At 73.1% G+C, this 26,846-nt stretch carries 24 protein-coding genes and 1 riboswitch; of the genes, 12 read left to right on the top strand and 12 right to left on the bottom strand.

Annotation, left to right across the window (positions count from 1 at the left end):
- Window positions 1-275 precede the first annotated feature (275 nt).
- Together AB852_RS03685 and AB852_RS03680 are read left to right on the top strand one after the other, a co-directional pair.
- A complete protein-coding gene (locus AB852_RS03685; RefSeq protein WP_073783496.1) occupies window positions 276-2,843 on the top strand; it encodes a helicase-associated domain-containing protein in 2,568 nt (855 codons plus the stop codon).
- A 158-nt stretch (window positions 2,844-3,001) separates the two neighbouring features.
- Window positions 3,002-4,666, top strand: a complete 1,665-nt coding sequence (locus AB852_RS03680; protein WP_073783494.1) for a DNA repair helicase XPB — start codon at window positions 3,002-3,004, stop codon at window positions 4,664-4,666.
- A gap of 19 nt (window positions 4,667-4,685) precedes the next feature.
- Here the strand turns inward: AB852_RS03680 and AB852_RS03675 are convergent, their stop codons facing one another.
- From AB852_RS03675 to AB852_RS03665, 3 genes are all read right to left on the bottom strand, one after another.
- Complete coding sequence (locus AB852_RS03675) at window positions 4,686-4,883, bottom strand: hypothetical protein (protein WP_073783492.1); 198 nt, start codon at window positions 4,881-4,883, stop codon at window positions 4,686-4,688.
- Window positions 4,884-4,987: 104 nt separating this feature from the next.
- Window positions 4,988-5,500, bottom strand: coding sequence for an SRPBCC family protein (locus AB852_RS03670; RefSeq protein WP_073783490.1), 513 nt, complete (start codon window positions 5,498-5,500; stop codon window positions 4,988-4,990).
- Entirely contained in the window at window positions 5,497-5,892 is a 396-nt protein-coding gene (locus AB852_RS03665) for an ArsR/SmtB family transcription factor (RefSeq protein ID WP_073783488.1), read from the bottom strand. The genes AB852_RS03670 and AB852_RS03665 overlap by 4 nt, the downstream gene beginning before the upstream one ends.
- 207 nt (window positions 5,893-6,099) lie before the next feature.
- On the opposite strand from AB852_RS03665, the gene AB852_RS03660 reads away from it, so the two are divergent.
- Window positions 6,100-8,199 carry a HelD family protein gene (locus tag AB852_RS03660; RefSeq protein ID WP_073785349.1) on the top strand — a complete coding sequence of 700 codons (2,100 nt, stop codon included), beginning with the start codon at window positions 6,100-6,102 and terminating at the stop codon, window positions 8,197-8,199.
- Between the two features lie 194 nt (window positions 8,200-8,393).
- On the opposite strand, the gene AB852_RS03655 is transcribed toward AB852_RS03660, so the two are convergent.
- Window positions 8,394-9,092 (bottom strand): copper homeostasis protein CutC, encoded by a 699-nt coding sequence (locus tag AB852_RS03655; RefSeq protein WP_073783486.1) that lies wholly within the window; start codon window positions 9,090-9,092, stop codon window positions 8,394-8,396.
- A 392-nt stretch (window positions 9,093-9,484) separates the two neighbouring features.
- On the opposite strand from AB852_RS03655, the gene AB852_RS03650 reads away from it, so the two are divergent.
- Entirely contained in the window at window positions 9,485-10,126 is a 642-nt protein-coding gene (locus AB852_RS03650; protein ID WP_073783484.1) for an HD domain-containing protein, read from the top strand.
- 171 nt (window positions 10,127-10,297) lie between these two features.
- A complete protein-coding gene (locus AB852_RS03645; RefSeq protein WP_073783482.1) occupies window positions 10,298-11,530 on the top strand; it encodes a Cmx/CmrA family chloramphenicol efflux MFS transporter in 1,233 nt (410 codons plus the stop codon).
- A 73-nt stretch (window positions 11,531-11,603) separates the two neighbouring features.
- On the opposite strand, the gene AB852_RS03640 is transcribed toward AB852_RS03645, so the two are convergent.
- From AB852_RS03640 to AB852_RS03630, 3 genes are all read right to left on the bottom strand, one after another.
- The gene (locus tag AB852_RS03640) at window positions 11,604-11,873 is read right to left on the bottom strand and encodes a DUF4031 domain-containing protein (RefSeq protein ID WP_073783480.1); all 270 of its coding nucleotides are present in this window, start codon (window positions 11,871-11,873) and stop codon (window positions 11,604-11,606) included.
- Complete coding sequence (locus tag AB852_RS03635; RefSeq protein WP_073785347.1) at window positions 11,870-12,196, bottom strand: hypothetical protein; 327 nt, start codon at window positions 12,194-12,196, stop codon at window positions 11,870-11,872. The genes AB852_RS03640 and AB852_RS03635 overlap by 4 nt, the downstream gene beginning before the upstream one ends.
- A gap of 143 nt (window positions 12,197-12,339) precedes the next feature.
- Entirely contained in the window at window positions 12,340-12,819 is a 480-nt protein-coding gene (locus AB852_RS03630; RefSeq protein WP_073783478.1) for a hypothetical protein, read from the bottom strand.
- Window positions 12,820-13,135: 316 nt separating this feature from the next.
- On the opposite strand from AB852_RS03630, the gene AB852_RS03625 reads away from it, so the two are divergent.
- From AB852_RS03625 to AB852_RS03610, 4 genes are all read left to right on the top strand, one after another.
- Complete coding sequence (locus AB852_RS03625) at window positions 13,136-14,074, top strand: MurR/RpiR family transcriptional regulator (protein WP_073783476.1); 939 nt, start codon at window positions 13,136-13,138, stop codon at window positions 14,072-14,074.
- Window positions 14,075-14,204: 130 nt separating this feature from the next.
- Window positions 14,205-15,173 (top strand): N-acetylmuramic acid 6-phosphate etherase, encoded by a 969-nt coding sequence (gene murQ, locus AB852_RS03620; protein ID WP_073783474.1) that lies wholly within the window; start codon window positions 14,205-14,207, stop codon window positions 15,171-15,173.
- Window positions 15,174-15,292: 119 nt separating this feature from the next.
- On the top strand, window positions 15,293-16,771 hold the full coding sequence (locus tag AB852_RS03615) for a PTS transporter subunit EIIC (RefSeq protein ID WP_073785345.1): 1,479 nt from the start codon (window positions 15,293-15,295) through the stop codon (window positions 16,769-16,771).
- Between the two features lie 76 nt (window positions 16,772-16,847).
- Entirely contained in the window at window positions 16,848-17,126 is a 279-nt protein-coding gene (locus AB852_RS03610) for a hypothetical protein (protein WP_073783472.1), read from the top strand.
- A 283-nt stretch (window positions 17,127-17,409) separates the two neighbouring features.
- Here the strand turns inward: AB852_RS03610 and groL are convergent, their stop codons facing one another.
- The 4 genes from groL to thrC form a co-directional block, all read right to left on the bottom strand.
- Window positions 17,410-19,032, bottom strand: a complete 1,623-nt coding sequence (gene groL, locus AB852_RS03605) for a chaperonin GroEL (RefSeq protein WP_073783470.1) — start codon at window positions 19,030-19,032, stop codon at window positions 17,410-17,412.
- Between the two features lie 477 nt (window positions 19,033-19,509).
- On the bottom strand, window positions 19,510-19,713 hold the full coding sequence (locus AB852_RS03600) for a cold-shock protein (protein ID WP_037910665.1): 204 nt from the start codon (window positions 19,711-19,713) through the stop codon (window positions 19,510-19,512).
- 448 nt (window positions 19,714-20,161) lie between these two features.
- Entirely contained in the window at window positions 20,162-20,437 is a 276-nt protein-coding gene (locus AB852_RS03595) for a MoaD/ThiS family protein (RefSeq protein WP_073783468.1), read from the bottom strand.
- A 234-nt stretch (window positions 20,438-20,671) separates the two neighbouring features.
- On the bottom strand, window positions 20,672-21,967 hold the full coding sequence (gene thrC / locus AB852_RS03590) for a threonine synthase (RefSeq protein ID WP_073783466.1): 1,296 nt from the start codon (window positions 21,965-21,967) through the stop codon (window positions 20,672-20,674).
- A gap of 18 nt (window positions 21,968-21,985) precedes the next feature.
- Window positions 21,986-22,203: riboswitch (SAM riboswitch) on the bottom strand.
- 136 nt (window positions 22,204-22,339) lie between these two features.
- Here thrC and AB852_RS03585 point away from each other — a divergent pair.
- From AB852_RS03585 to AB852_RS03575, 3 genes are all read left to right on the top strand, one after another.
- The gene (locus AB852_RS03585; protein WP_073785343.1) at window positions 22,340-23,323 is read left to right on the top strand and encodes a glucosyl-3-phosphoglycerate synthase; all 984 of its coding nucleotides are present in this window, start codon (window positions 22,340-22,342) and stop codon (window positions 23,321-23,323) included.
- A 108-nt stretch (window positions 23,324-23,431) separates the two neighbouring features.
- Entirely contained in the window at window positions 23,432-23,647 is a 216-nt protein-coding gene (locus AB852_RS03580; RefSeq protein ID WP_143201170.1) for a hypothetical protein, read from the top strand.
- A gap of 728 nt (window positions 23,648-24,375) precedes the next feature.
- Window positions 24,376-25,815: an alpha,alpha-trehalose-phosphate synthase (UDP-forming) gene (locus tag AB852_RS03575; protein WP_073783462.1), complete on the top strand. Its 1,440-nt coding sequence runs from the start codon at window positions 24,376-24,378 to the stop codon at window positions 25,813-25,815.
- Window positions 25,816-25,876: 61 nt separating this feature from the next.
- On the opposite strand, the gene otsB is transcribed toward AB852_RS03575, so the two are convergent.
- Window positions 25,877-26,728, bottom strand: coding sequence for a trehalose-phosphatase (gene otsB / locus AB852_RS03570; RefSeq protein WP_073783460.1), 852 nt, complete (start codon window positions 26,726-26,728; stop codon window positions 25,877-25,879).
- Between the last annotated feature and the right edge of the window lie 118 nt (window positions 26,729-26,846).

Below are 26,846 nucleotides of genomic sequence, written 5' to 3'. Positions count from 1 at the left end.
GACGAGGGCAGACCCGCACCCGAAGAACGACCGCAACAGGGCAGCACCTCAGGGGCGCGGGGAACTGCGCAACCCACGAGCGACGGCACAGGAACAAGTGCGTGCAGCCGGACAGACCCAGGGGCGCGGGGAACTGCGCACCCACCGGACGACCCGTACGAGGACAATTGGGCCCCGCCGGACAGACCTCAGAAGCGCGAGCGAAGGCGACCCGCACGGGGCCAAGTACGGCCAGGAGTGAGCCGGGGAGCCCCCCGTGTCGTACCGTGAGCCGGATGAGCGGCACGTCACCCGTAAGCCAACCGCCAAGGTCCCTCGCAGAAGCGCTCCGCACCCGGGACGACACCGCCCTCGCGGCCCTCCTGCGGGCACGCCCCGACCTCCTGGGCCCCGTCCCCGGCGACCTCACCCAGCTCGCCACCCGCGCGGGGACCCGCGCCAGCGTCCTGCGCGCCCTGGAGAGACTCGACCGCTTCACCCAGCAGGCCGCCGAAGCCCTGTGCGTGGCCCCCGACCCCGCCTCGTACGACGACCTGCTCCGGCTGATGGCCGGGGACGACGAGGACCCGGAGGTGACCGCCGCGCTGCCCGCGGCGGTCGCCCGGCTGCGCGAGCAGGCGCTGCTGTGGGGGGACGACCGGCGGCTGCGCCTGGTCCGCACCGCACGCGAGCTCTTGGCCCCCGGCCCGTCCCAGCCCTCCCCCACCGGCCTCGGTCCGAGCGTGACGGAGACCGTCGCGGGGATGTCGCCGGGCCGCGTCCAGACGATCGTGACGACGGCCGGGCTGCCGAACACGCACGACTCCGTGTCGGCGGTCGCCGCGCTCGGGGCCCTGTTCGGGAACCGCGACCGGATGGCCGCACTCCTCGCGCAGGCCCCCGCCGATTCCCTGGAGGTGCTGGACCGGCTGGTCTGGGGGCCGCCGTACGGGCAGGTCAACGCCGATCCGGCGCCCCGGCTGCGCTGGCTGCTGGACCGGGGACTGCTGCTGCCGACCACCCCGGGCACGGTCGTCCTGCCCCGCGAGGTGGCCCTGTACCTGCGGGCCGGACGCGCGCACCGCGTCCCCGAACCGCTGCCGCCCGCCGTCACCGAACGGACCGGTCACCGGCCCCAGGTGGTGGACGCGACGGCCGCCGGGCAGGCGTACACCGCGCTGGCGACCGTCGAGGAACTGCTCACGGACTGGGACGAGGGCGGTCCTTCGGTGCTGCGCTCGGGCGGCCTCAGCGTCCGTGACCTCAAGCGGACCGCCGTCGCGCTGGACCTCCCGGATCCCGTCGCCGCGTTCTGGGTGGAACTCGCCCACAGCGCCGGGCTGATCGCCTCCGACGGCCGCACCGACGAGCGGTACGCGGCCACCCCCGCCTACGACGGATGGCGCGAGCTGGCCCCCGCCGACCGCTGGGCCGTGCTGGTCACCACCTGGCTCGCCACGACCCGCACCCCGGGACTCGTCGGCGGCCGGGACGCCAAGGACCGCGCGCTGGCGGCGCTCGGCCCGGGGCTGGACCGCTCCGCCGCGCCCCGGGTGCGGCTGCGGGTGCTCAGCCTGCTCGCCGGTCTGCCCGAGGGCGCCGCGCCGGACCCCGACACCGTGCTGGCCCGGCTCCGCTGGGAGCGCCCGGTCCACCCCGGCACCCCGGGTGCGGGCGCGGGCGCGTCGGGAGGCGCCGCCGCTGCCCCCGCGTACGGGACGCCCGCGTACGGACCGCCCGTGTACGGGGCCCCCGTCCCCGAGGGCGAGCGGTACGGCGACCTGCGCAGCAGACTCGCCCACTGGACCCTCGCGGAGGCGGAACTGCTCGGCATCACCGGCCGGGGCGCCCTGTCCGCCCCGGGCCGCACGCTCCTCGCCGACATCGGCGACGACCCGGACGCCCCGTCCGCCGACCGGCTCGCACGGGCCGCCGGAAGGGCCGCCGAACGGCTCGCGCCGCTGCTCCCGCGCCCCCTGGACCATGTCCTGCTCCAGGCCGACCTCACCGCCGTCGCCCCCGGCCCGCTGGAACGGCCGCTCGCGGAGACCCTCGCCGTCCTCGCGGACGTCGAGTCCAAGGGCGGGGCCACCGTGTACCGCTTCACCCCGGGGTCGGTCCGCCGGGCCCTGGACGCCGGGCGTACCGCGAGCGATCTCCACGCGTTCCTCGCCGCCCGTTCCCGGACCCCCGTCCCGCAGCCCCTCACCTATCTGATCGACGATGTCGCCCGCCGCCATGGGCAGCTGCGGATCGGGGCCGCCTCGGCCTACGTCCGCTGCGACGACGAGAGCACGCTGGACGAGATCCTCGCGGACCGCCGCGCCGACTCCCTGCGGCTGCGCCGGCTCGCCCCGACCGTGCTCGCCGCGCAGGCCGACCCCGGGTCGCTGCTGGAGGTGCTGCGCACGATGGGCTTCGCACCGGCCGCCGAGACCCCCGAGGGCGACGTCATGATCGCCCGGGCCCACGCGTACCGCACGGGCCCCCGTACCCCGCCCGAACCGGTCCACGACGGTCCCCCGCGCCCCGACGACGTCCTGCTGCGGGCCGCGGTGCGCGCGGTGCGGGCCGGGGACCTGGCCGCGACGGTGCCCCGCAAGGCCGCGCCCGAGCAGTCCGGCGATCTGCCGAGGACCAGCGCGGCCGAGACCCTGGCCACCGTCCAGGCGGCGGTGATGACCGGTGAGGCCCTCTGGATCGGCTATGTGAACGCGGAGGGCGCCGCCAGCCAGCGGGTGATCGCCCCGATCCGGGTGGAGGGCGGCTTCGTCACCGCGTACGACCACACCGCCGACGAGGTCCGGACCTACCCCCTGCACCGGGTCACCGGGGTCGCGGAGCTCGCGGAGGGCGAGGGCTGAGGGACCCCGGCGGCCCCCGGCGGCGGGCGGTCCCGGCCACCGTGCGCGGCCGGTGAGGCACACTGGATGTTTGGCCGCGAGGGCCGCCACGCGGTCCGCCGGGCCCGGCACACCCCCGTGGGCCCCGCCGCACGACCGCACCGCAGAAAGGGACGCGCGTGAACGGACCCCTGATCGTCCAGTCCGACAAGACCCTGCTCCTGGAGGTCGACCACGAGCTGGCCGACGCCTGCCGGCGCGTCATCGCGCCCTTCGCGGAGCTGGAGCGCGCGCCCGAGCACATCCACACCTACCGGCTCACGCCGCTCGGGCTGTGGAACGCGCGGGCCGCCGGACACGACGCCGAGCAGGTGGTCGACGCGCTGGTGGAGTACAGCCGCTATCCGGTGCCGCACGCGCTGCTGGTCGACATCGCCGAGACGATGGACCGCTACGGGCGGCTCACCCTGAGCAAGCATCCCGCGCACGGACTGGTGCTCTCCAGCACCGACCGGCCGGTGCTGGAGGAGATCCTGCGGTCCAAGCGGATCGCCCCGCTGGTGGGCATCCGGATCGACGCGGACACCGTCGCCGTGCACCCCTCGGAGCGCGGGCAGATCAAGCAGACGCTGCTGCGGCTCGGCTGGCCCGCCGAGGACCTCGCCGGGTACGTGGACGGGGAGGCCCACCCGATCGAGCTGGCCGAGGACGGCTGGGCGCTGCGGCCCTATCAGCGCCAGGCCGTGGAGGGGTTCTGGCACGGCGGTTCCGGGGTCGTCGTGCTGCCGTGCGGCGCGGGCAAGACGCTGGTCGGGGCCGGGGCGATGGCCGAGGCCAAGGCGACCACGCTGATCCTCGTCACGAACACCGTCTCCGCCCGGCAGTGGAAGCACGAGCTGGTGCGCCGGACCTCGCTGACCGAGGAGGAGATCGGCGAGTACAGCGGCACCCGCAAGGAGATCCGCCCGGTCACCATCGCCACGTACCAGGTGCTGACGACCCGGCGGAAGGGCGTCTACCCGCATCTGGAGCTGTTCGACTCCCGGGACTGGGGGCTCGTCATCTACGACGAGGTGCATCTGCTGCCCGCGCCCGTCTTCAAGTTCACCGCCGATCTCCAGGCCCGGCGCAGACTCGGGCTGACCGCGACCCTGGTCCGGGAGGACGGCCGTGAGTCGGACGTCTTCTCGCTGATCGGGCCCAAGCGGTTCGACGCGCCGTGGAAGGAGATCGAGGCGCAGGGCTACATCGCGCCCGCCGACTGCGTGGAGGTGCGGGTCAATCTCACCGGGGCGGAGCGGCTGGCGTACGCGACCGCCGAGGCGGAGGAGAAGTACCGCTACTGCGCGACGACCGCGACGAAGCGGAAGGTGACGGAGGCGCTGGTCCGCAAGCACCGGGGGGAGCAGACCCTGGTGATCGGCCAGTACATCGACCAGCTGGACGAGCTGGGGGAGCATCTGGACGCCCCGGTGATCAAGGGCGAGACCTCGAACGCGCAGCGGGAGAAGCTGTTCGACGCGTTCCGGGCGGGTGAGCTGTCGGTGCTGGTGGTGTCGAAGGTGGCGAACTTCTCGATCGACCTGCCGGAGGCGACGGTCGCCATCCAGGTGTCGGGCACCTTCGGGTCCCGTCAGGAGGAGGCCCAGCGGCTGGGCCGGGTGCTGCGGCCGAAGGCGGACGGGCACGAGGCCCGCTTCTACTCGGTCGTGGCCCGCGACACCATCGACCAGGACTTCGCGGCGCACCGCCAGCGGTTCCTGGCGGAGCAGGGGTACGCGTACCGCATCGTCGACGCGGACGACCTGCTGAGCGATCCGTCGGCGGCGGAACAGCCGGAGTAGGGGGATCGGCGGGCCGGGGTCAGTGGTGGCGGGCCGTGCGGACGCCCGCCTCCTCCGTGTACTCCCCGAGCACCGCGACGCCGAACGCCGTGGAGACGAAGACCTTGACGGCCCGCAGGGCGTCACCCAGCGGGTGCGCCCGGTGGGCGCCGCTCAGGGCGGTGGAGCCGGGCCTCGCGGTACGGACAGGACCTGGGGTGAATGCCGTGCTGCTCATACCTCCAGTGTCGGTTTTCCGCACGCCGGGCACATCTGCCGGAGGGCGGAACCCGCGCGCGCCGCTCTACGACCAGCGACGGACGGCGACCCTGGGACCGTCCCCTAGTCCTCAGGGGGGAGCGGGGTCAGTCCCTCGAAGTACGCCTTCTGCGCCGGGTAGTACGCCTCGAACTCCGGCAGGTCCCCGCCGTCACGGGACGTGACCAGCCGGTCCAGGTAGTACTCCCAGCCCGGTCCGACCTCGCCGAGGCCCTCGGTGCCGGTGAGGTGGTGCACCAGCGCGAGCCGGGTGTGCCCGTCGTCCGTCCCGGTCAGGCGGATCTCCAGCCGCCAGGAGCCGTAGTCGTCCTGGGTGGTGACCACCAGCCGCCGGGGCGGTTCACAGGCGTCGATCCGTACCTCGGACCAGGGTTCCCCCTCCTCGAACGCGAGTCGTACCCGGACCGTGCGGCCGGGTGCGCCTTGTCCCTCCCAGGGGCCGAACCAGCGGGCGGTGCGCTCGGGGTCGGTCACGCTCGCCCAGACGTCCTCGACGGGTGCCCGGAAGGTGCGGGTGAGGATCAGCTCGTCGCCGTCGGCGCTGCGGAACAGGCGACCGGTGGGCTGCGGTGTCATGCGGTGTCCTCCGTGCGTTCGTGACCTGTGTGCGGTGCGGGGCCCGCGGCGGGTCCGGCGGTGCCGCCCGTCGCGCGTTCCCTGCGGGTGCGGTGGACCTCGGTCTCCAGGGCGTCGAGGTGGTGCTCCCAGCCGGCCGGGGCGCTCAGCCGGGCGATCCAGCCGGCGAGTTCGCCCAGCGGTTCGGGGGTGAGGGTGTACAGGCGCCGCCGTCCGACGGGCTCGTCACGGACCAGTCCGCTCTCCCGGAGCACCCGCAGATGACGGCTTATCGCCGGGCGGCTGATCGGGAAGGGGCGTGCGATCTCCCCGACGGGCAGGGGCCGGGCCCGCAGCATCATCAGGATCTCCCGCCGTACCGGATCGGCCAGCGCCACGGCCACATCGTCCATGCCGGGAAGCGTAACCCACAGGTTACGCATTCGTCCCCACCTGGACGGAGAAACGTACGCTCCGGAGGAGAGAAACCCGTTGGCGCCCGGCGACCGCCCTCGCCTAGGATCTCCGCTCCTGCCCGCCTCCCGCGCGGAGTGCCGCCCTCCGGCCGGAAACCGGACGGCCCCCTCACCGAACCGCACACCGCCCGGAAGGCCGCATCCGTGTCCAGCACGCCCCCCGAGTCCGCCCCGCCCCCCGCCGCCCCCGGGTCCCCGGACCCCCTCGCCCTGGAGCGGGCGCATCTCGCCGCCTCCCGGGCGGCCCTGCGCGGTATGCGGGACGACGTCGAGTCCCTCGACATCAAGGACGTCACCGCGAACTGGGTCAACGCGGCGGCGCTCCAGCACCAGATCGAGCTGCGGATCAAGGCACTCGCGGACCTCGCGCATACGCCCCTGTTCTTCGGCAGGCTGGACTTCCTGCGCGCCCCAGGGACGGCGGACGACCCCGACCCCGACCCGGGTGCCGGTGCCGGTGAGGTGTTCTACGTGGGGCGGCGCCATGTGCACGACGCCGCGGGCGACCCGATGGTGATCGACTGGCGGGCGCGGGTGTCCCAGGCGTTCTACCGGGCGTCGAAGAAGGACCCGATGGACATCGGGCTGCGCCGCCGCTTCGGCTACACGGGCGGCGACCTCACCGCGTACGAGGACGAGCGGCTGTCCGACCCCGCCGAGGAGTCCCGTACCAGCGCGCTGCTCCAGCGGGAGATCGAACGGCCGCGCGTCGGGCCGATGCGGGACATCGTGGCGACGATCCAGCCGGAGCAGGACGAGATCGTGCGCGGCGGGCTGTCCGGCACGGTGTGCGTCCAGGGCGGTCCCGGCACCGGGAAGACGGCGGTGGGACTGCACCGGGTCGCGTATCTGCTGTACGCGCACCGCGAGCGCCTCGCGCGCACCGGGACGCTGGTGATCGGCCCGAACCGGTCGTTCCTCCAGTACATCGAGCAGGTGCTGCCCGCGCTGGGCGAGCTGCGGGTGCGGCAGGCGACGGTGGCGGACCTGGTCGCGCATGTCGAGGTCAGGGCCACGGACGGCCCGGCCGCCGCGCTGGTGAAGGGCGACGCCCGGATGGCCGAGGTGCTGAGCCGGGCCCTGCGCTCGTATGTGTCGGCGCCGGCCGGGCCGGTGGTGGTCGTACGCGGCTCCCGGCGGTGGCGGGTCCCGGCCGACGAGCTGACCGCGATGGTGGACGAGCTGCGGGCCCGCGGCCTGCGGTACGGCGCCGCGCGGGAGGCGCTGCCGCAGCGGATCGCGCACGCGGTGCTGGTGCGGATGGAGCAGTCGGGCGAGGCGCCCGACGACCGGGTGCAGGACGCGGTGGCCCGGGACCGGGCGGTGAAGGCGCTGGTCAAGGAGGTGTGGCCGCCGGTCGACCCGGCGAAGCTGGTGCTGCGGCTGCTGTCCGACGCGGAGTTCCTCGCGGAGCACGCCGAGGGGCTGCTGAGCGGGGAGGAGCAGCGGGCCGTGCTGTGGGAGCGGCCCGCGCGCGGGGTGCGCTCGGCGCGCTGGTCGGCGGCGGACGCGGTGCTGGTGGACGAGGCGCGGGACCTGGTCGAGCGGACGCAGTCGCTGGGGCATGTGGTCCTGGACGAGGCGCAGGACCTGTCCCCGATGCAGTACCGGGCGGTGGGGCGGCGCTGCTCGACGGGCTCGGCGACGGTCCTCGGCGACCTCGCGCAGGGCACGACTCCGTGGGCGACCCCGCGCTGGTCCGAGGCGCTGCGGCATCTGGGCAAGGAGGACGCGGTGGTGGAGGAGCTCACGGCCGGTTTCCGGGTGCCGCGCGAGGTCATCGCGTACGCGTCACGGCTGCTGCCGTCGATCGCCCCCGGGCTGGCGGCGGTCGAGTCGGTGCGGGAGGCGCCGGGGTCGCTGGTGGTGCGGGAGGTCCCTCAGGAGGAGCTGACCGGGGCGGTGCTCGCGGCGTGCGCGCGGGCGCTGGAGCACGCGGGGTCGACGGGGCTGATCGCGGCGGACGCGCGGATTCCCGCGCTGGCGGCGGCGCTGGACGCGGCGGGGACGCCGTATCTCGCGCCGGGCGAGGAGACGGGTCCGGGGACGCGGCTCACCCTTGTCCCGGCGTCCCTGGCGAAGGGTCTGGAGTACGACTTCGTGGTCCTCGACGAGCCGGCCGCGGTGGTCGGCGGCGAGCCGGACGAGCGGACGGGCCTGCGGCGCCTGTACGTGGCGCTGACCCGCGCGGTCTCCGGCCTGACGGTCCTCCACGCGAGGCCGCTGCCGGACACGCTGGGCTGACCCGGTCCGGCCCGGTCCGGTCCGGTCAGGGGAGCCGGACCCGGCCGCTCGGGGGTGGCGGGCCGGGTGTCCCCGGGTGGTCCGGGTGCTGGCGTCCCGGACCGGGTTCCGCCGGAGGTGGCGGTCCGGGTGTCGGCGTCCCGGCCGCCGTACGGGCTGGGCCGGTGGCGCCCAGCGGGGTACTCCCGGAGGGGTCAGCCGTCGACGGCCGAGCGCCACTGGCGGACCGCGTCCGCGGAGACGGGGCCCTGCCAGCCGCCGGGGCGCGCCGCGCCGCCGATGTGGAAGCCGTGGACACCGCCCGCGCGCAGCTCGGGGACGTGGGCGAGGCGCAGCCCGCCGCCGACGAGGATCTCCTGCTCGTAGCCGGGTTCACCGGAACGGGCGGTCTCGGCGAGCAACGTTGTCATCCCGTCGTCGACCCCGGCCGCGGCGCCCGCGGTGAGGTAGGTGTCGAGCCCGGGGAGATCGGCGAGCTGCTTGCGGACGGCGTCGCGGTCGGCGGCGCGGTCGAGGGCGCGGTGGAACGTCCACCGGCACCCCGAGAGTTCGGCGGCGACGGCCTCGACGGCGTAGACGTCGGCCTCGCCGGTGTCGGTGAGGAAGCCGAGCACGAACTCGTCGGCGCCTTCCGCGCGCAGGCCGCGGGCGGCGAGGGCGAGGGCTTCGACGCCCTGGGCGTCACCGGCGGCGAACCCGTCGCTGAGTCTGAGCATCACCCGCAGGGGGATGTCCACGGCGGCCCGGATCTCCGCGAAGCACTCGCGGGAGGGGGTCAGACCGTCGGCGGCCATGTCGGTGACCAGCTCCAGGCGGTCCGCGCCTCCCGCCTGGGCGGCGACGGCGTCCCTCGCGTCGAGGGCGATCACCTCCAGGACTGCACTCTTGCTCATGGGACCCCATCTCTTGCTGGACGTCCCCGGGAGCCCGGGGTGCGTCTGGGCGGGTGTGTCGGTCGGGCCGGCTGTGGGTACTGGCGAGTAGCCCGATAGGTCTAGTCCAATGCCAGCCTACGCCGCAAGGGCTTTCGCCAACAGACGCAAAGGGCCGCGAGGCACCCGGAACACGCCAATCTGACCGGAAGTGGCTGCCCTCCGAGCAGCGGGTCCACACCTGTCCGGCGGGGGAATCCGCCGGTCAGACGGGGGTGTCCGGGGGTGAGCGGGGCAGGGGTGCGGTTCACCACGGGGACGGGTCCATGGCTGGGTCCCCACACCTGCGGTACGGGCGGACCGGGGTTCACGCCCCCTCCCCCGTACGCGTACGCACGGGGGACAATGGGCGGATGGCCGAGTTGATGGAGCGATGGAACCGGACCGTGGACGAGGCCCGGGAAGGGCACACCACCCCGTACGCCGACCCGGCACCGTACGGGGCGGAACTCCTGCGCCGCTGGACGGAACCCCAGCGGAAGTACCACACCGTGACCCATCTGACGGCCGTGCTGGACCAGGTGGACACCCTCGCCCCGCACGCGGACTCCCCCGCCCTGGTCCGCCTCGCCGCCTGGTTCCACGACGCCGTGTACCGCCCCGACCGCTCGGAGAACGAGGAACGCAGCGCCCGCCTCGCCGAACGCGCCCTGTCCGAACTGGGCCTCACGGCAGCCGCCGTCCAGGAGGTGGCCCGGCTGGTCCGGCTGACCACGCACCACGACGCGCGGCCCGGCGACCCCAACGGCGCCGTCCTGTGCGACGCGGACCTCGCGGTCCTCGCGGGCACCCCCGAGGAGTACGCCCGCTACGCGGAAGCCGTCCGCGAGGAGTACCGCTTCGTCCCCGACGACGCGTTCCGCACCGGCCGCGCGGCCGTGCTGCGCCACCTCCTGGAACTGCCGGAGCTCTTCCGCACCCCGTACGCCACCCGCACTTGGGAACCCGCCGCCCGCCGCAACATGACCGCCGAACTGACCCGCCTCACCCCCTGAGCCACCCCGGGCCGAGCCGAGCCGACGACGTCCCAGCAGCCGGAGCACAGGAGATACCGGGGAATACAGGGAATACGGGGACGCTCATCAGGGTTGTGTTCCGTTATGCCTGCGCCGATATCCGTCCCCGCCGCTGTCCCCGCCCCCACCCCCGGACAGCCCGGCAAACGGATGCCGCTGGCCGTCTACATCCTCGGGCTCTCCGTCTTCGCGCTCGGCACCAGCGAGTTCATGCTGTCGGGGCTGCTGCCGCCGATCGCGGACGACATGGGCGTGACCATCCCGCAGGCGGGCCTGCTCATCTCCGCGTTCGCGATCGGCATGGTGATCGGCGCGCCGCTGCTCGCCGTGGCCACCCTGCGGCTGCCGCGCAAGGCGACCCTCGTGGCGCTGCTGACGGCGTTCGGCCTCGGGCAGGTCGCGGGCGCGCTCGCCCCGACGTACGAGGTGCTGTTCGTGTCGCGGGTGGTGAGCGCGCTCGCCTGCGCCGGGTTCTGGGCGCTGGGCGCGGCCGTCGCCATCGCGATGGTGCCGGTCACCTCACGGGCCCGGGCCATGGCCGTGATGATCGGCGGACTGTCGATCGCGAACGTCCTCGGGGTCCCCGCCGGGGCGTTCCTCGGGGAGCACCTGGGCTGGCGGTCCGCGTTCTGGGCGGTCGGCGCGGCCTCGGCGCTCGCGCTGGTCGGTGTGGTCACGCTCATCCCGCGGATACCGCTGCCCGCCGAGGCACCGAAGCTGCGCCGGGAGCTGCTCATCTACCGCGACCGTGAGGTGTGGCTGGCGGTGACGCTCACCGCGCTCGCCGCGGGCGGGGTGTTCTGCGCGTTCAGCTATCTCGCGCCGCTGCTCACCGATGTGTCGGGGCTCGCGGACGGCTGGGTGCCGACGGTGCTCGGGCTGTTCGGGCTGGGCGCGCTGATCGGGACCTGGCTCGGCGGCCGGTACGCGGACGCGCATCTGTTCGGGGTGATGCTGTCGGGCATCACCGCGTCGACGGTGCTGCTGACCGCGCTCGCGCTGCTCGCCGAGTGGTCCGTGGCGGCGATCGTGGTGTCGTTCCTGCTCGGGATCTCCAGCTTCTGGACCGCGCCCGCGCTGAACGCCCGGATGTTCAACGTGGCGGGCGCCGCGCCGACCCTCGCCGGGGCGACGACCACCGCCGCGTTCAACCTCGGCAACACCGGCGGCCCCTGGCTGGGCGGCACGGCGATCGACGCGGGCTGGGGGTACGAGTCGACCGCGTGGGCGGGGGCGGCCATCATGCTCGTCGCGATCGGTGTGGTCCTGGTGTCGATGCGGCTGCACCGGCGCGGCGGCGGGTCCCTGGTCGTGACGGCGGGGACGCCCGCCGCGGTGCCCCTCGGTCCGGTGGAGCCGTCGGCCCCGCGGGCCGCGCGCTGAGCCACCGGCGGGCCGCGCGCTGAGCCGGTACCGACCGCCGCGCCCGGGCATCAGCGCCCCGGCCGACCGTGGGTCAGGGGCGCGGGCGGTGCTTCCGGCGGCGCAGACCCGCTTCGGTGAGCCGGCGGACCAGGTCCTTCGAACCGGTCTCCACCGCACCGGCCCGGACCACGTCGGCGTAGCGGTGGGAGGGGATGTCGTAGTGGTCGCGATCGAAGGCGCGGGGCGGTACGCCGATGAGCGCGGCGAAGGCGTGCAGCTCGTCGTACGAGACATCGCTGACGAGATGGGACCAGAGGCGGCCGTGGCCCGGCCAGGTGGGCGGGTCGATGTACAGCGTCATCGCCCGGGTGTCCCGGGCGGCCGTCCGAGCGAGCCGACGGGCGCGATCTCCACACCCGCCTCCGAGCAGACCCAGTGCGGGTCCGGCCCGAGCTCCGGTTCGACGTCGAGGGCGTGCGGCTCCCCGTCGCCGCACACCGGGCACAGCGGCCAGCGCCCGTACCGCTCCAGCAGGGCGTCCTGCACATCCTGGGCGACGAGCCCGGCGACATAGGCGGCGCCCTCGGGCCACTGCTCGGCCCACCAGCGGCGGTGCGCGACCGCGTCCTCCACCAGCGAGACGATGTCCGCGTCCGCGACATCGCCCGCGACCAGGTCCGCCATCACCAGCGCCCGGGCCGCGTGCAGTGCCTGTTCCGTTCCGGACACACCCTTATCCGCGTTCACCACCCCTCCATTGTGCGCCCTCGGCGCACCGGGTCCCGGCCGCGGGGGAAGACGGCCGGGGCCCGGGGTCACGGGGCCGGTCAGAGCGACGGCGACCCGGTGAGGTCCCAGCGGAAGTCGCCCAGTCCGTCGCCGTCGATGTTGTAGATCACCGTGCCGTCCGCCGTGACGGGGGAGGTCGTGTTGTCGATCACGGGGCCGCAGGGGATGTCGCTCCCGGAGACCCCGAAGTTCACGATCGGGTAGAAGTTGCACACCAGACCGGCCTGGGCCACGTCGTAGCGCTCCAGCCGTACGTGGATGTCCAGCTTGTCGAACTTGTTCATGGAGCCGCCGCCATTGGCGTAGCTGACGCCCGCTCGCGCCGAGTAGCTGCTTGCGCCCTCCTTCTCCACGCACAGATAGATGGTGAGCCTGGTGTCGGTGCCGGGTGTGGGGAAGGTCTTCGGCTGATTGACGCTGCACTTGAAGGGCGCGGCCGAGGCGGGGCCCGCGAAACCGATGACGGGGGTCAGGGCCAGGGCGGATACGGCGGCGGCACTCACCAGACGTGACTTCATGAGGCTCCTCGATGGATCGGCGGTGGTGTGCCCGGAAGACCGGCCGGTACCTCAACGGGGTTCGCCGCCGACGCTACCGGCGGGTCCGGGCCGCGATGCGACGATGCCCGCACGCTTTTCGCGCATTCCCCGCACCCGGGGTCACGGGACCGCGCCACGCGTCCGGACCCGGCCACCGCCGCGCAGACGGAACACCGGGACCGGACCCCACCCGCGCTGCTCCGACCCCACCCGCGCTGCTCCGGCACCGGTCGGGCGTTCCCCCGGGCGTGGACGTCCTCTTGACCGCCCCCCGGGGTGAAAATATCTTTCAAGCGTGACGGAAACAGTGAAGGAAACTTCCGAGAGCGCTCCCGTACCCCCCACCACACCCCCGCCGCCCGCCGCGCTCGCCGCGAAGGTGCGCACGCTGGTGCCCACCATGACCCGCTCCATGCAGCGGGTCGCCGAGGCCGTGGCCGCCGACCCGGCGGCCTGCGCCGCGCTCACGGTCACCGGGCTGGCCGAACGCACCGGCACCAGCGAGGCGACCGTCGTGCGGACCGCGCGTGTCCTCGGCTACCCGGGCTACCGGGACCTGCGCCTCGCGCTCGCCGGGCTGGCCGCCCAGCAGCAGTCGGGCCGCGCCCCCGCGGTCACCGCGGACATCGCCGTCGACGACCCGCTGCACGAGGTCGTCGCGAAGCTCGCCCACGACGAGCGGCAGACCCTCGCCGACACCGCCGACGCCCTCGACATCCAGCAGCTCGCCGCCGCCGTCGCCGCGCTGGCCTCGGCCCGCCGGATCGACATCTACGGCATCGGCGCCTCCGCGCTCGTCGGCCAGGACCTGGCGCAGAAGCTGCTGCGGATCGGACTGATCGCCCACGCGCACAGCGACCCGCACCTCGCGGTCACCAACGCGGTCCAGCTGCGCGGCGGCGACGCGGCGGTCGCGATCACCGACTCGGGCGCCACCGGCGATGTGATCGAACCGCTGCGCGTCGCCTTCGAGCACGGCGCCACCACCATCGCGATGACGGGCCGCCCCGACGGCCCGGTCACCCAGTACGCCGACCATGTCCTCACCACGTCCAAGGCCCGGGAGAGCGAGCTGCGGCCCGCCGCGATGTCCTCGCGGACGAGTCAGCTCCTCGTCGTGGACTGCCTGTTCATCGGCGTCGCCCAGCGCACCTACGACACCGCGGGCCCCGCGCTGTCCGCCTCGTACGAGGCCCTGGCCCACCGCCGCAGCGCCCGGGCCCCCGGCCGCTGACCCGCCCCGCACCCCCGTCCGGACCGCCCCGCACCCCCCGTCCGCACCACCCCGGACCACCGGCCCACCCACCCCACCCCCCACCCGTTCGCACCCGTCCAGCAATCCACGACGTACCGGAGTCCCGCCCATGCCCTCCTCGGCCCGTACCACCTCCAAGGACACCCCCGGCGACACCCCGGACGGCACGCTGCGCGCGCAGCTCGCCTCGCTCACCACCGAGGCGTTCCGTCCGGAACTCGCCGGGATCGACCTGCTGCCCACCCTGGAGATCGCCCGGCTGATGAACGGCGAGGACACCGCCGTCCCCGCCGCCGTCGCCGACCAGCTCCCCCGGATCGCCGCCGCGATCGACGGGATCGCCGAGCGGATGGCGCGGGGCGGGCGGCTGGTCTACGCGGGGGCGGGGACCGCCGGACGGCTGGGGGTGCTGGACGCCAGCGAGTGCCCGCCCACCTTCAACACCGCCCCCGGGCAGGTGGTCGGGCTGATAGCGGGTGGCGCCGCGGCGCTGGTCACCTCCGCGGAGGGCGCCGAGGACTCCCGGGAGCTGGCCGCCGCCGACCTCGACGCCCTGGAGCTGACCGCCGACGACACGGTGGTCGGGGTCTCCGCGTCGGGCCGCACCCCGTACGCGGTGGGCGCGGTCGTCCACGCCCGGGAACGGTACGGGGCGCTGACCGTCGGCCTCTCGTGCAACGCGGGCAGCGCGCTCGCCGCCGCCGCGGACCACGGGATCGAGGTCGTCGTCGGACCCGAACTCCTCACCGGCTCCACCCGGCTGAAGTCCGGCACCGCCCAGAAGCTCGTCCTCAACATGCTCTCGACGATCACCATGATCCGGCTCGGCAAGACGTACGGGAACCTCATGGTCGACGTCCGGGCGTCCAACGAGAAGCTGCGCGCCCGCTCCCGGCGGATCGTCGCCCTGGCCACCGGGGCCGACGACACCACCGTCGACCGGGCCCTGACCGCGGCGGACGGCGAGGTGAAGAACGCGATCCTCATCGTCCTCGCCGACATCGACGCCCCCACCGCGGAGCTGCTGCTGAGCACCACCGACGGAAGGCTGCGGGAGGCCCTGGCCGCCGCGGGCTGACCACCGCCCCCCGGCCCGTCCCACGCCCCCGCCCGCTCGTCCGCCCGCTCCCGGAGGAACCCGCCCCACGACCCATGCCCCCCGCCCTGACGGGCCCGCACCACCAGCGAGGCGACACCATGGCACCCACGACACCGGACACGAACCAGCGGACGGCCGGGGAGCTCCTGCCCCTCGTCGGGGGCGCCGGGAACATCACCTCGGTCGCGCACTGCATGACCCGGCTGCGACTCGGCGTCCGGGACCGCGCCCGCGTCCAGGACGACGCCGTACGGGCCCACCCGGCCGTCCTCGGAGTCGTCGAGGACGGCGACACGTACCAGATCGTGCTGGGACCGGGCCGCGCCGCACGGGTCACCCGCTGGTTCGAACAGCTCGTCGAGGCGGCACCCGGCACGGTGTCCGGCACCGTACCCGTCACCGCCGACGCGCTCGCGGAACGCGGCGCGGCCCTGCGCGCGGACCGCGCACAGCGCAACGCCACCCCGTTCAAACGGCTGCTGCGCCGGATCGCGGCCGTGTTCGTGCCGCTGATCCCCGCGCTGATCGGCTGCGGACTGATCGCCGGGCTGAACGGCCTGCTCGTCAACTCCGGCCGGCTCCCTGGGATCACCCCCGCGCTCGGCGCGATGGCGTCCGCGTTCCTGGCGCTGCTCGCGGTGTTCGTGGGCGTCAACACCGCGAAGGAGTTCGGCGGGACACCGGTCATCGGGGGCGCGGTCGCCGCGGTCGTCGTCTTCCCCGGGGTCACCGAGATCAGCGCGTTCGGCCAGCGGCTGTCGCCGGGGCAGGGCGGGGTCCTCGGGGCGCTGGGCGCGGCGCTGCTCGCCACGGCGATCGAGAGATGGTGCCGGCGCTGGGTCCCGGAGTCGGTGGACGTCCTGCTGACCCCCACCCTCACCATCCTGCTGACGGGACTGGTGACGGTCTACGGGCTGATGTTCGTCGCGGGCGAGGTGTCGTCCGCGATCGGCAGGGGCGCCGATCTGCTGCTGGCGTCCACGGGCGCGTTCGCGGGGCTGGTGCTCGGCGGGCTGTTCCTGCCGCTGGTGATGCTGGGGCTGCACCAGGCGCTGATCCCCCTGCACACGACGCTGATCGACCAGCAGGGGTACACGGTGCTGCTGCCGGTCCTCGCAATGGCCGGGGCGGGGCAAGTGGGCGCGGCCATCGCGGTGTTCGTCCGGCTGCGGGGCAACCGGACGATCCGCGCCACGATCCGCTCGGCGCTGCCCGCCGGTTTCGTCGGGGTGGGCGAGCCGCTGATCTACGGGGTGTCGCTGCCGCTGGGCCGCCCGTTCGTCACGGCGTGCGTGGGCGGGGCGGCGGGCGGGGCGTTCGTGGGGCTGTTCTCGATGCTGGGGACGAAGGTGGGGTCCACGGCGATCGGCCCGTCCGGATGGGCCCTGTTCCCCCTCGTCCAGGGGAACCGGGGGTTCGGCGTCACGGTCGCCGTGTACGGGGGCGGCCTGGTCGTCGGGTACCTGGCCGGCTTCCTCACGACATACTTCTTCGGCTTCACCAGCCAGTCCCTCAAGGAACTGAACACCGACCCGACCCCGGACCCCGACCCAACCCCGGAACCCGCCCGAGCCTGACCCCCGAACCCCGACGCATACGTTCCCGTGACCGTCCGGGCCGCTTGTTCGTTCCCCGGGCCTGGAGGTCACATCGATGAGTTCACCCGGAAGCACGGCGACTGCGCGTGACTGGACTTTCGTCCTGTACCCGCAACGGCGCCCGAACGAGCGGGAGTCCGACGCTTTCGATCACGCGGCCACGCTCGCCGGTGGCGAGATCGGGTGGGAGGAGGACCCGAGCGGTGTGCGGTTCCCCTGCACGGTACGGGCGGCCTCGGCGAAGGAGGCCGTGATGTGGGCCGTCGAACGGCTCGCCGGGGTGGGCGTACCGGTCTCCGACGTCAGGATGCCGCTGACCGCGGCGTTCGGGTAACGAGATCGGACAACCCCAGGAGCCGCCCCAAAGGGGCGCGGGGAACTGCGCGAAGACGAGGGCGGACCCGCACCCGACGAACAAGCCCGAAGGGGCAGCATCCAGGGGCGCGGGGAACTGCGCACCCCACGAAGGACGGCGCAGGAACAAGCGCGCCCACCCGGACAGACCCCGGAAGCGCAAGCGAAGGCGCCCCCACTCCCCGGAAAACGCCCGCGGGCGGTACCCCCGCTGTGGGGTACCGCCCTTGGGAACCTGCTGGAACGTCCGAGCCGGGAAGGGCTCAGAAGTCCATGTCACCGCCCGGCATTCCACCGGGAGCGGCCGCGGAGGCCTTCTCCGGCTTGTCGGCGATGACAGCCTCGGTCGTGAGGAACAGCGCGGCGATCGACGCGGCGTTCTGGAGCGCGGAACGCGTCACCTTCGCCGGGTCGAGGATGCCCTCGGCGATCATGTCCACGTACTCACCGGTCGCGGCGTTGAGACCGTGACCCGGCGTGAGGTTGCGGACCTTCTCCACCACGACGCCACCCTCAAGGCCGGCGTTGACGGCGATCTGCTTGAGCGGGGCCTCCAGCGCCAGCTTGACGGCGGCGGCACCCGTGGCCTCGTCGCCCTCCAGCTCCAGCTTGTCGAAGACGGCGGCAGCCTGGAGCAGCGCGACGCCACCACCGGCGACGATGCCCTCCTCGACGGCGGCCTTCGCGTTGCGCACCGCGTCCTCGATGCGGTGCTTGCGCTCCTTGAGCTCCACCTCGGTCGCGGCACCGGCCTTGATGACGGCCACGCCGCCCGCGAGCTTCGCCAGGCGCTCCTGGAGCTTCTCGCGGTCGTAGTCCGAGTCGGAGTTCTCGATCTCGGCACGGATCTGGTTGACCCGGCCGGCGACCTGGTCGGCGGAGCCCGAGCCGTCGACGATCGTGGTCTCGTCCTTGGTGATGACGACCTTGCGGGCGCGGCCCAGGAGGTCCACGGTCGCGTTCTCGAGCTTGAGACCGACCTCCTCGGAGATGACCTCGCCACCCGTCAGGATGGAGATGTCACCGAGCATCGCCTTGCGGCGGTCGCCGAAGCCCGGAGCCTTGACGGCGACGGACTTGAAGGTGCCACGGATCTTGTTGACGACCAGGGTCGACAGGGCCTCGCCCTCGACGTCCTCGGCGATGATCAGCAGCGGCTTGCCCGACTGCATGACCTTCTCCAGGAGCGGCAGCAGGTCCTTGACGTTGCTGATCTTGGAGTTGGCGATCAGGATGTACGGGTCGTCGAGGACGGCCTCCATACGCTCCATGTCGGTGGCGAAGTACGCCGAGATGTAGCCCTTGTCGAAGCGCATGCCCTCGGTGAGTTCCAGCTCCAGACCGAAGGTCTGGGACTCCTCGACGGTGATGACGCCTTCCTTGCCGACCTTGTCCATGGCCTCGGCGATGAGGTCACCGATCTGGGTGTCGGCGGCGGAGATGGAGGCGGTGGAGGCGATCTGCTCCTTCGTCTCCACGTCCTTCGCCTGCTCCAGCAGCGCGGCGGAGACGGCCTCGACGGCCTTCTCGATGCCACGCTTCAGGGCCATCGGGTTGGCACCCGCGGCGACATTGCGAAGACCCTCGCGGACCAGCGCCTGGGCGAGGACGGTCGCGGTCGTCGTGCCGTCACCGGCGACGTCGTCCGTCTTCTTCGCGACCTCCTTGACCAGCTCGGCCCCGATCTTCTCGTACGGGTCTTCGAGCTCGATCTCCTTGGCGATGGAGACACCATCGTTGGTGATCGTGGGGGCGCCCCACTTCTTCTCAAGGACGACGTTGCGGCCCTTGGGGCCGAGGGTGACCTTGACGGCGTCGGCGAGCTGGTTCATACCGCGCTCAAGGCCGCGCCGCGCCTCCTCGTCGAACGCGATGATCTTGGCCATGTGAAGTGGTCCTCCCGGACTGAAGGGGGTCCTACCCGCGCCCTTACGGCGTGGGAGCGGATGGTTCGGACCGCGCTGGCGCCCGCGACGGACGGCCTGCGGGGCCGTGCGGTTCCTTGCCCCGCCCGGTCCGCGGGCCTCACCGACCCGGTCCTTCGTAAGCACTCTCACTCGGAGAGTGCTAACGCCAATGATTAGCACTCGACCGGTGCGAGTGCAAGCGGCTCAGCCCCTTCCAGGGCGTCCGACTTCCCGTTCGGTAGCGCGGTCGAGGGGGGTCTGTACGGGTTTTCGACCCCCCTGCGCGCGGGCGCGCGACCCCTGCGGGAAGCGGTACCGGACCGGAACGGACCGGAGCCGACCGGAAGGGGCCGGAGCCGGCCGCGCGGGGCCGGGGCGACAGAGAGTGAAGGGGCCCGCCCCCTCATCGGGTGCGGACCCCTTCACCAGGTCGCTTGCCGTCCGTCGACGCGCGCCTCAGACAGCCAAGCGGACCATGTCCGCCTGCGGCCCTTTCTGACCTTGCGAGATCTCGAACTCGACCCGCTGGCCCTCTTCCAGGGTGCGGTACCCGTCCATCTGGATGGCGCTGTAGTGGACGAAAACATCCGCACCACCGTCGACCGCGATGAAGCCGTAGCCCTTCTCCGCGTTGAACCACTTGACGGTGCCCTGAGCCATGCCTAACTCCCCTATTACTGGCCCTTGCACAGGACCGCACTTCGCGGGCCCGGGTCAGACCTCCACCCCTCATCGGCTGGGGGTGTGCGCCGGAACGCGTCGACCGCCGCTGAATGTATCTGTCCAACTGCCGTCTGCAACAGGTCAATCGGACGAGAAATCCGGGCACGACCGATCGGAGATTTCCGGCGAATTGACTTGAATTCAGGGCAAGTCGGGCCCGGCAAATGCCGCGAAAGGAATACTTCGGCAAAGCTCTTTGGCTACTTCTTATCGGCGCGCGGCCAAATAACTCATCTGAGTTCGGCACGGGCGGCGCGGCCTTTTCCCCAACTCTATCGCGTTCAACCCTGGAGAATTGACCAGAGAATCGCCCCCTCCGCGTCTTTCGCGGAGGGGGCGCGGACGGTGACACACCGTGAGCGGTCACCAGGAGTACGGGCGGGGCTCAGCCGCCGGCGACCGCCGGGATGATCGACACACCCGCGCCGTCGGGCGTGGCCGTCGAGAGACCCTGCTCGAAACGGACGTCGTCGTCGTTGACGTAGACGTTCACGAAGCGGCGCAGATTGCCCTGGTCGTCCAGGACGCGCGCGGCGATTCCGTGGTGGTTCTTCTCCAGGTCGGCGATGACCTCACCGAGGGTCGCGCCCTCGGCGGGCACCTCGGCCTTGCCGCCGGTGTAGGTGCGCAGAATGGTCGGGATACGGACGTTGACGCTCATGTGGCGGCCTTTCCGGGTCGGTTACCGGCGGGTGCGGGTGCCCCGGCCCACCGGGCGCCCCCGTCCCCCGCCACCGCCCGGACGGAACCGGGACGCGACCGGGTCGGGGCAGGCGGATCGGGGCAGGACAGGCGGGACGGTGCGGGGCAGGACGGGGCGGGAACGGGACCGGGGGGCCGGGGCGGGCGGGGACAAGGAAGGCGGCGTCCCGGTCCCACCCCGGTCACGTACCGGTCAGTCGGTGGCGAGGCCCGCCGCGCGGAACGCCTCCAGGCTGGCCGGGATGGTCGCGGTGGGGCCGGTCGTCGGCTCCACCGCGTCCAGGGTCTTGAGCCCGTCGCCCGTGTTCAGCACCACCGTGGTCAGCGTCGGGTCCAGCAGCCCCGCCTCGATGAGCTTGCGGGTGACACCGACCGTGACCCCGCCCGCGGTCTCCGCGAAGATGCCCTCGGTCCGGGCCAGCAGCTTGATCGCCTCGACGACCGTCGCGTCGTCCACGTCCTCGACCGCGCCGCCGGTCCGGCGGGCGATGTCGAGCACGTACGGGCCGTCCGCCGGGTTGCCGATGGCCAGCGACTTGGCGATGGTGTCCGGCTTCTGCGGACGCACCACGTCGTGCCCGGCCTTGAACGCGGCGGAGACCGGCGAGCAGCCCTCGGCCTGCGCGCCGAAGATCCGGTACGGCTTGTCGGCGACGAGGCCGAGCTTGATCAGCTCCTGGAGTCCCTTGTCGATCTTCGTGAGCTGGGAGCCGGAGGCGATCGGGATCACCAGCTGGTCCGGGATCTCCCAGCCGAGCTGCTCGCAGATCTCGTACGCCAGCGTCTTGGAGCCCTCGCCGTAGTACGGGCGGAGATTGACGTTGACGAAGCCCCAGCCCTCACCGAGCGGGTCACCGATCAGCTCGGAGCAGAAACGGTTCACGTCGTCGTACGTGCCCTCGATGCCGACGACGTCGCCGCCGTAGACGGCGGCCATGACGACCTTGCCCTGCTCCAGGTCGTGCGGGATGAAGACACAGGACCGGAAACCGGCCCGGGCGGCGGCGGCGCCGACGGCACCCGCGAGGTTGCCCGTCGAGGAGCAGGAGAGCGTGGTGAAGCCGAAGGCGCGCGCGGCCTCCAGGGCCTGGGCGACGACCCGGTCCTTGAAGGAGTGCGTCGGATTGCCGGAGTCGTCCTTGATGTACAGGCCGCCGGTCACCCCGAGCTCACGGGCGAGGTTGTCGGCCTTGACGAGCTTGGTCCAGCCGGGGTTGAGATTCGGCTTGGACGCCACATCGGCGGGGACGGGGAGCAGCGGGGCGTAGCGCCAGATGTTCTCGGGGCCCGACTCGATCTTCTTGCGGAGCCCCTCGGGGTCACCGACCGGGAGGTCGTAGGCGACTTCAAGGGGCCCGAAACACAGTTCGCACGCGAAGATCGGGCCGAGGGCGAAGCGCTCCCCGCATTCCCGGCAGGACAGCGCGGCGGCGGGACCGAGATCGACCGCGGGGGCGTCGGTGGAAGGTGCGACGGTCTGAACAGCCATGAGAGGCGAGGCCCTTTCTCCTCATCTTCCCCGTGACGCGTTTCGCCACGAGACGGAATTGGCACCTTCCCGAGCCGGGGAGCCTCGCGACATCGCGCAGTGTCCGGTACGTCGACGCGTGACGTCATAACGGATGACGTGGTGCTGCGTCGGCGGATCACTGACGGTTACGAGAACCGGCTGGAGGGTTGCCGGGGCTTCAACGGGCCGTATCCCTCTGCCCCTCTGGATGAGCGGTATTCGATTGTGTGTCGGCGCGGCGACCCCGACATGCGACGGTCATCCGCGTTGTTCAAGACTGTAACCGAAGGCCAGGACAGTTGAGATAGTCGTCCGCACCGCGAGATGGATCACAGTTGGGAGCCGCTGACCGTGCTGGAAGAAGTCGAGAACTGGCTGAGCAGGCGCTCCTGGTCCGTGACCGACCGGCCGCGGAGCAGGCTCGTCACGGCGAAACGGGCTTCGGGCGCCCGGGTCAGTGTCGTCCTTCCGGCCCTCGACGAACAGGCGACCGTCGGCCAGATCGTGACCGTGATCCGCGAGGAGCTGATGCGGGGACCGGTGCCGCTGGTGGACGAGCTGGTGGTGGTGGACTCCGGTTCCACGGACCGGACGGCCGAGGTCGCGGCGGCGGCCGGCGCGCGGGTGGTGCACCGGGACGCGATCCTGCCCCGGCTGCCCGCGGTGCCCGGCAAGGGCGAGGTGCTGTGGCGGTCGCTGCTGGTCACCAGCGGCGACATCGTGTGTTTCGTGGACGCGGATCTGCGGGAGTTCTCGGCGGACTTCGTCGCGGGGATCGTGGGACCGCTGCTGACCGAGCCGGAGGTGCAGTTCGTCAAGGCGATGTACGACCGTCCGCTGGGGGCCGGGGCGGGGCCCGGCGGGGCAGGGCCCGGCGGGGCGGGGGGCGAGCAGGGCGGCCGGGTCACCGAGCTGATGGCGCGCCCGCTGCTCAACATGCACTGGCCGCTGCTCGCCGGGTTCGTCCAGCCGCTGGGCGGGGAGTACGCGGCGCGGCGCTCGCTCCTTGAGCGGCTGCCGTTCCCCGTCGGGTACGGGGTGGAGCTGGGGCTGCTGGTCGACGCGCTGCACACGGTGGGGCTCGACGCGCTCGCGCAGGTCGACGTGGGGGTGCGAAGGCACCGCCACCAGGACGGGCGGGCGCTGGGGCGGATGGCGGCGGCCATCTACCGGACCGCGCAGCTGCGGCTGGCGCGGGGGCATCTGCTGCGGCCCGAGCTGACGCAGTTCGAGCGGGGGGAGCGGGGGTTCGAGCCTCGGACGTACCAGGTGGACACCGAGGAGAGGCCGCCGATCGGGGGGATCGCGGAGTACGCGGCGCGGCGGGTCGCGTAGTCAGGGTCTCGGTTGTCTATTTTCACCTTTATGCGTTTTTCACACCCCAGGGGGAAGGTATCGGGCGGTGGCGTCCGACGGTTCGCCGTGTGGACGGCAGGGGTCCTCGTGGCGCTGGCACTCGCCGTGACGGCGGATTCGTCCGCGTACGCGGCGGGGTCGCCCCGAGCGGGCGCCACCCCCGTGGCGGGGAGCCCGGCGGGCGCGCCTTCGGGGCGGGAGGGGTCGGCGGTGCATCTGTACGCGGGGCTGGGGGTCTCGCTGGTCGCGATGGCGGCGTTGCTGGCGGTGGGCATCCGCAGCAGGGTGAACGGCCCGAGGTAACCCCCGACGCCCCGGGCGCCGTATACGAACTCGGCCGGCCCCGTTCCGCCGCCGTCCCTGGGTACTCGGTGCTGGGCCAACTTGCTTCCTGTGCCGTCGTCCGGTGGTTTCGCGCAGTTCCCCGCGGGTCGCCTTCGCTTGCGCTTCCCAGGTCTGTCCGGGGGGACGCGCTTGTTCCTGTGCCGTCGCTCGGTGGTTTCGCGCAGTTCCCCGCGCCCCTTTGGGGCGCATCCGGCTTGTTCTTCGGGTCGGGGCCGGTCGGGATTCTCCGTCCTCGATCCGACACGCTCGGTACGACGTCCAGCGGAGCTACTGAAGAGCATCGGAGTCTGCGAGCAGAGATTCCCGCCCACCCCCTCCCGCAGCAGCGCGACTGCGCGAGGAGAGGGGTGCCCCTTCAGGGGCGCGGGGAACTGCGCAAAAGACGAGGGCGGACCCGCACCCGACGGACAACGAACCGGGGCAGCACCCAGGGGCGCGGGGAACTGCGCACCCACGGACGGCCCGCACGGGAACAGGTACGCCCAGGTGGGGAACCCCAGAGGCGCAAGCGAAGGCGGCCTGCGGGGAACTGCGCACCCACGGACGGCCTGTGCGGGGACGAGTGCGCTCGCCGGACGGACCTCGGAAGCGCGAGCGAAGGCGAACTGCGGGCAAATCCACCGGGTGCTCGGACAGGGGGCCGATGGGACGTTTGGGGGGCAGGGGGGTGGGCGAGGTATCGCCGTATGGGTTTCTCTCAGGGTGGGCAAGGGCAAGGCGCCAGGATCCTCGTCGCGTCGAACCGCGGCCCGGTCTCGTACGACGTACAGAAGGACGGCACCCTGCAAGCTCGCAGAGGCGGCGGCGGCCTCGTCTCGGGCCTCTCCGCGATCGGCCCGGACACGGACGCGGTCTGGGTCTGCGCCGCCCTCGGCGACGGCGACCGCGAGGCGGTCCGCCGCACCGGCGGCGCCCTGCCCCAGGAGGACACCGGCGACCAGCGGGTCCGGATGCTCGACATCCCGCCGGAGGTGTACGCCGACGCCTACAACGGCATCGCGAACTCCGTCCTGTGGTTCGTCCACCACATGCTGTACCAGACCCCGCTGGAGCCCGTGTTCGACACGGAGTTCCGCACCCGCTGGGCCGCCTACGAGTCGTACAACGCCGCGTTCGCCCGCGCCCTCGCGGACGAGGCGGCCGAGGGCGCCGCCGTCCTCGTTCAGGACTACCACCTGGCCCTGGTCCCGGGACTGCTCCGCGCGCTGCGCCCCGATCTGCGGATCGGCCACTTCTCGCACACCCCGTGGGCCCCGGTGGACTACTTCCGGCTGCTGCCGGACGACGTGGCGGAGCAACTGCTGAAGGGCATCCTCGGCGCGGACCGGGCCGCGTTCCTCACCCACCGCTGGGCGGACGCCTTCACCGCGTGCTGCGAGGAGATCCTGGGCGGTACCGGCGGCACCCGGATCGGGGTGCACGGGCTCGGCGCGGACGCCGGGTTCCTGCGGGAGCGCTCGCACCGCGCGGACGTCGAGGAGCGGATGACCGCCCTGCGCGAGCAGATCGGCACCGCGCCGGACGGCGGCCCGCGGCGGACGGTCGTCCGTGTGGACCGTACGGAACTGTCGAAGAACATCGTGCGCGGGCTGCTGGCCTACCGGGACCTGCTGGAGCGGTACCCCGAGTGGCGCGGCCGGGTGGTGCACATCGCGTTCGCGTACCCGTCGCGGCAGGACCTCGCGGTCTACCGCGAGTACACCGAGGAGGTGTCGAGGGTCGCCGGGGAGATCAACGGCGCGTACGGGACGGAGGGCTGGACGCCGGTCGTGCTGCATGTGAAGGACGACTTCGCCCGGTCCCTGGCCGCGTACCGCCTCGCGGACGTCGCCCTCGTGAACCCGGTCCGGGACGGGATGAACCTCGTCGCGAAGGAGATCCCGGTGGTCTCCGACCAGGGCTGCGTCCTGGTGCTGTCCCGGGAGGCGGGCGCGTTCGAGGAGCTGGGGGAGCACTCGCTGACGGTCAATCCGTACGACGTGACCGCCACCGCCGACGCCCTGCACCGGGGCCTGTCCACCCCCGACGCCGAACGGGCCGAGCGGACCAAGCATCTCGCGGCGGCGGCCACCGCGCTCCCCCCGGACCGGTGGTTCCTGGACCAGCTGCGGGCCCTGGACGACTGAGTACGGACCGGACCGGCCACCGGGAACCGTTCTCCGGGTGGTCGGCGCCGGTCCGTGGCGGTCAGGGCGTCCGGATGGCCGCCGCGAGGGACGCCAGCAGCGCGACGACGCCCGCCGGGCCGTCCACGACCAGGTCGGAACGCTCGGCCAGCTCCGTCACCTCGGTGCTGCCGCTGCACACCAGCAGCCCGGGGAAGCCGCCGGAACGCAGCTTCTCCACCGCGGCGAAGGCGGGGATGTCGCCCAGGTCGTCGCCCGCGTACAGGACGGCCGCGGCGTCCGTCTCCTTGAGGTACCGGGTGAGGGCGACGCCCTTGTCCATGCCCGGGGGGCGCAGTTCCAGGACCATCCGGCCCGGTTCCACGATCAGGCCGTGCCGGGACGCGAGCGCGGCGAGCGGGGTGCGCAGCGCGTCGAACGCGGCCTGCGGGTCGTCGGCGCGGCGGGTGTGGACCGCGACCGCGTGGCCCTTCTCCTCGATCCACGCGCCCTGCCGGACACCGGCGGAGTCGAGGACGGCGGGGAGTTCCGCGCGGACCGCGGCGACGCCGGGATGCGGGTCGGGCGCGGTGAGCGTGCCGGTACGGGCGTCCCAGCGTTCGGCGCCGTAGTGGCCGAGGACGACGAGGTGCTCCAGGCCCGGGACCCCGGCGAAGCCGCCGTTGCGGACGGCGACGGGGGCCGGGCGGCCGGTGATGACGGCGACCGAGCGGACGAGGGGGCCGAGGGATCTGAGCGCGGGGACGGCGCCCTCGTGGGCCCGGGCCCGGTCGGGGTCGGCGACGATCGGGGCGAGGGTGCCGTCGAAGTCCAGGGCGATCACCGCGTGGTCCGGGGCGGTGAGCAGACGGTGGAGGCCTTCGCGGCCGGCGGGGGTGGTGGGGCTCGGCAAGGTGTTCGGGTGGCTGCCCATGGTCCCCGAGCGTAGCCCTAGCCGGGCCGGCAGACAGAGGACCGGCGAGCCGTCGCCCTCCCCTCGCCCCGGGGTTCCCCGTGCCGGGCGCACTTGTTCCGGTGCGGGTCGTCCGGTG

The sequence above is a fragment of the Streptomyces uncialis genome (assembly GCF_001905345.1).
GTDB lineage: Bacteria > Actinomycetota > Actinomycetes > Streptomycetales > Streptomycetaceae > Streptomyces > Streptomyces uncialis.
The sequence above is the reverse complement of the archived record's forward strand: the minus strand, read 5'-3'. Positions and strand labels throughout refer to the sequence as shown.

Bases quoted from the DNA above. Each gene is read 5' to 3' on its own strand.
- AB852_RS03640 (WP_073783480.1), bottom strand. From the start codon at position 11,873: ATGACGCTGTACATCGACCCGCCCACCTGGCCGGGCCACGGCCGCCTC.
- AB852_RS03655 (WP_073783486.1), bottom strand. From the start codon at position 9,092: ATGAGCAAGAGTGCAGTCCTGGAGGTGATCGCCCTCGACGCGAGGGAC.
- AB852_RS03610 (WP_073783472.1), top strand. From the start codon at position 16,848: ATGAGTTCACCCGGAAGCACGGCGACTGCGCGTGACTGGACTTTCGTC.
- groL (WP_073783470.1), bottom strand. From the start codon at position 19,032: ATGGCCAAGATCATCGCGTTCGACGAGGAGGCGCGGCGCGGCCTTGAG.
- AB852_RS03630 (WP_073783478.1), bottom strand. From the start codon at position 12,819: ATGAAGTCACGTCTGGTGAGTGCCGCCGCCGTATCCGCCCTGGCCCTG.
- thrC (WP_073783466.1), bottom strand. From the start codon at position 21,967: ATGGCTGTTCAGACCGTCGCACCTTCCACCGACGCCCCCGCGGTCGAT.
- AB852_RS03600 (WP_037910665.1), bottom strand. From the start codon at position 19,713: ATGGCTCAGGGCACCGTCAAGTGGTTCAACGCGGAGAAGGGCTACGGC.
- AB852_RS03670 (WP_073783490.1), bottom strand. From the start codon at position 5,500: ATGACACCGCAGCCCACCGGTCGCCTGTTCCGCAGCGCCGACGGCGAC.
- AB852_RS03635 (WP_073785347.1), bottom strand. From the start codon at position 12,196: ATGGCGGACCTGGTCGCGGGCGATGTCGCGGACGCGGACATCGTCTCG.
- AB852_RS03665 (WP_073783488.1), bottom strand. From the start codon at position 5,892: ATGGACGATGTGGCCGTGGCGCTGGCCGATCCGGTACGGCGGGAGATC.
- AB852_RS03595 (WP_073783468.1), bottom strand. From the start codon at position 20,437: ATGAGCGTCAACGTCCGTATCCCGACCATTCTGCGCACCTACACCGGC.
- AB852_RS03575 (WP_073783462.1), top strand. From the start codon at position 24,376: ATGGGTTTCTCTCAGGGTGGGCAAGGGCAAGGCGCCAGGATCCTCGTC.
- murQ (WP_073783474.1), top strand. From the start codon at position 14,205: ATGCCCTCCTCGGCCCGTACCACCTCCAAGGACACCCCCGGCGACACC.
- AB852_RS03650 (WP_073783484.1), top strand. From the start codon at position 9,485: ATGGCCGAGTTGATGGAGCGATGGAACCGGACCGTGGACGAGGCCCGG.
- AB852_RS03615 (WP_073785345.1), top strand. From the start codon at position 15,293: ATGGCACCCACGACACCGGACACGAACCAGCGGACGGCCGGGGAGCTC.
- AB852_RS03675 (WP_073783492.1), bottom strand. From the start codon at position 4,883: ATGAGCAGCACGGCATTCACCCCAGGTCCTGTCCGTACCGCGAGGCCC.
- AB852_RS03645 (WP_073783482.1), top strand. From the start codon at position 10,298: ATGCCGCTGGCCGTCTACATCCTCGGGCTCTCCGTCTTCGCGCTCGGC.
- otsB (WP_073783460.1), bottom strand. From the start codon at position 26,728: ATGGGCAGCCACCCGAACACCTTGCCGAGCCCCACCACCCCCGCCGGC.
- AB852_RS03685 (WP_073783496.1), top strand. From the start codon at position 276: ATGAGCGGCACGTCACCCGTAAGCCAACCGCCAAGGTCCCTCGCAGAA.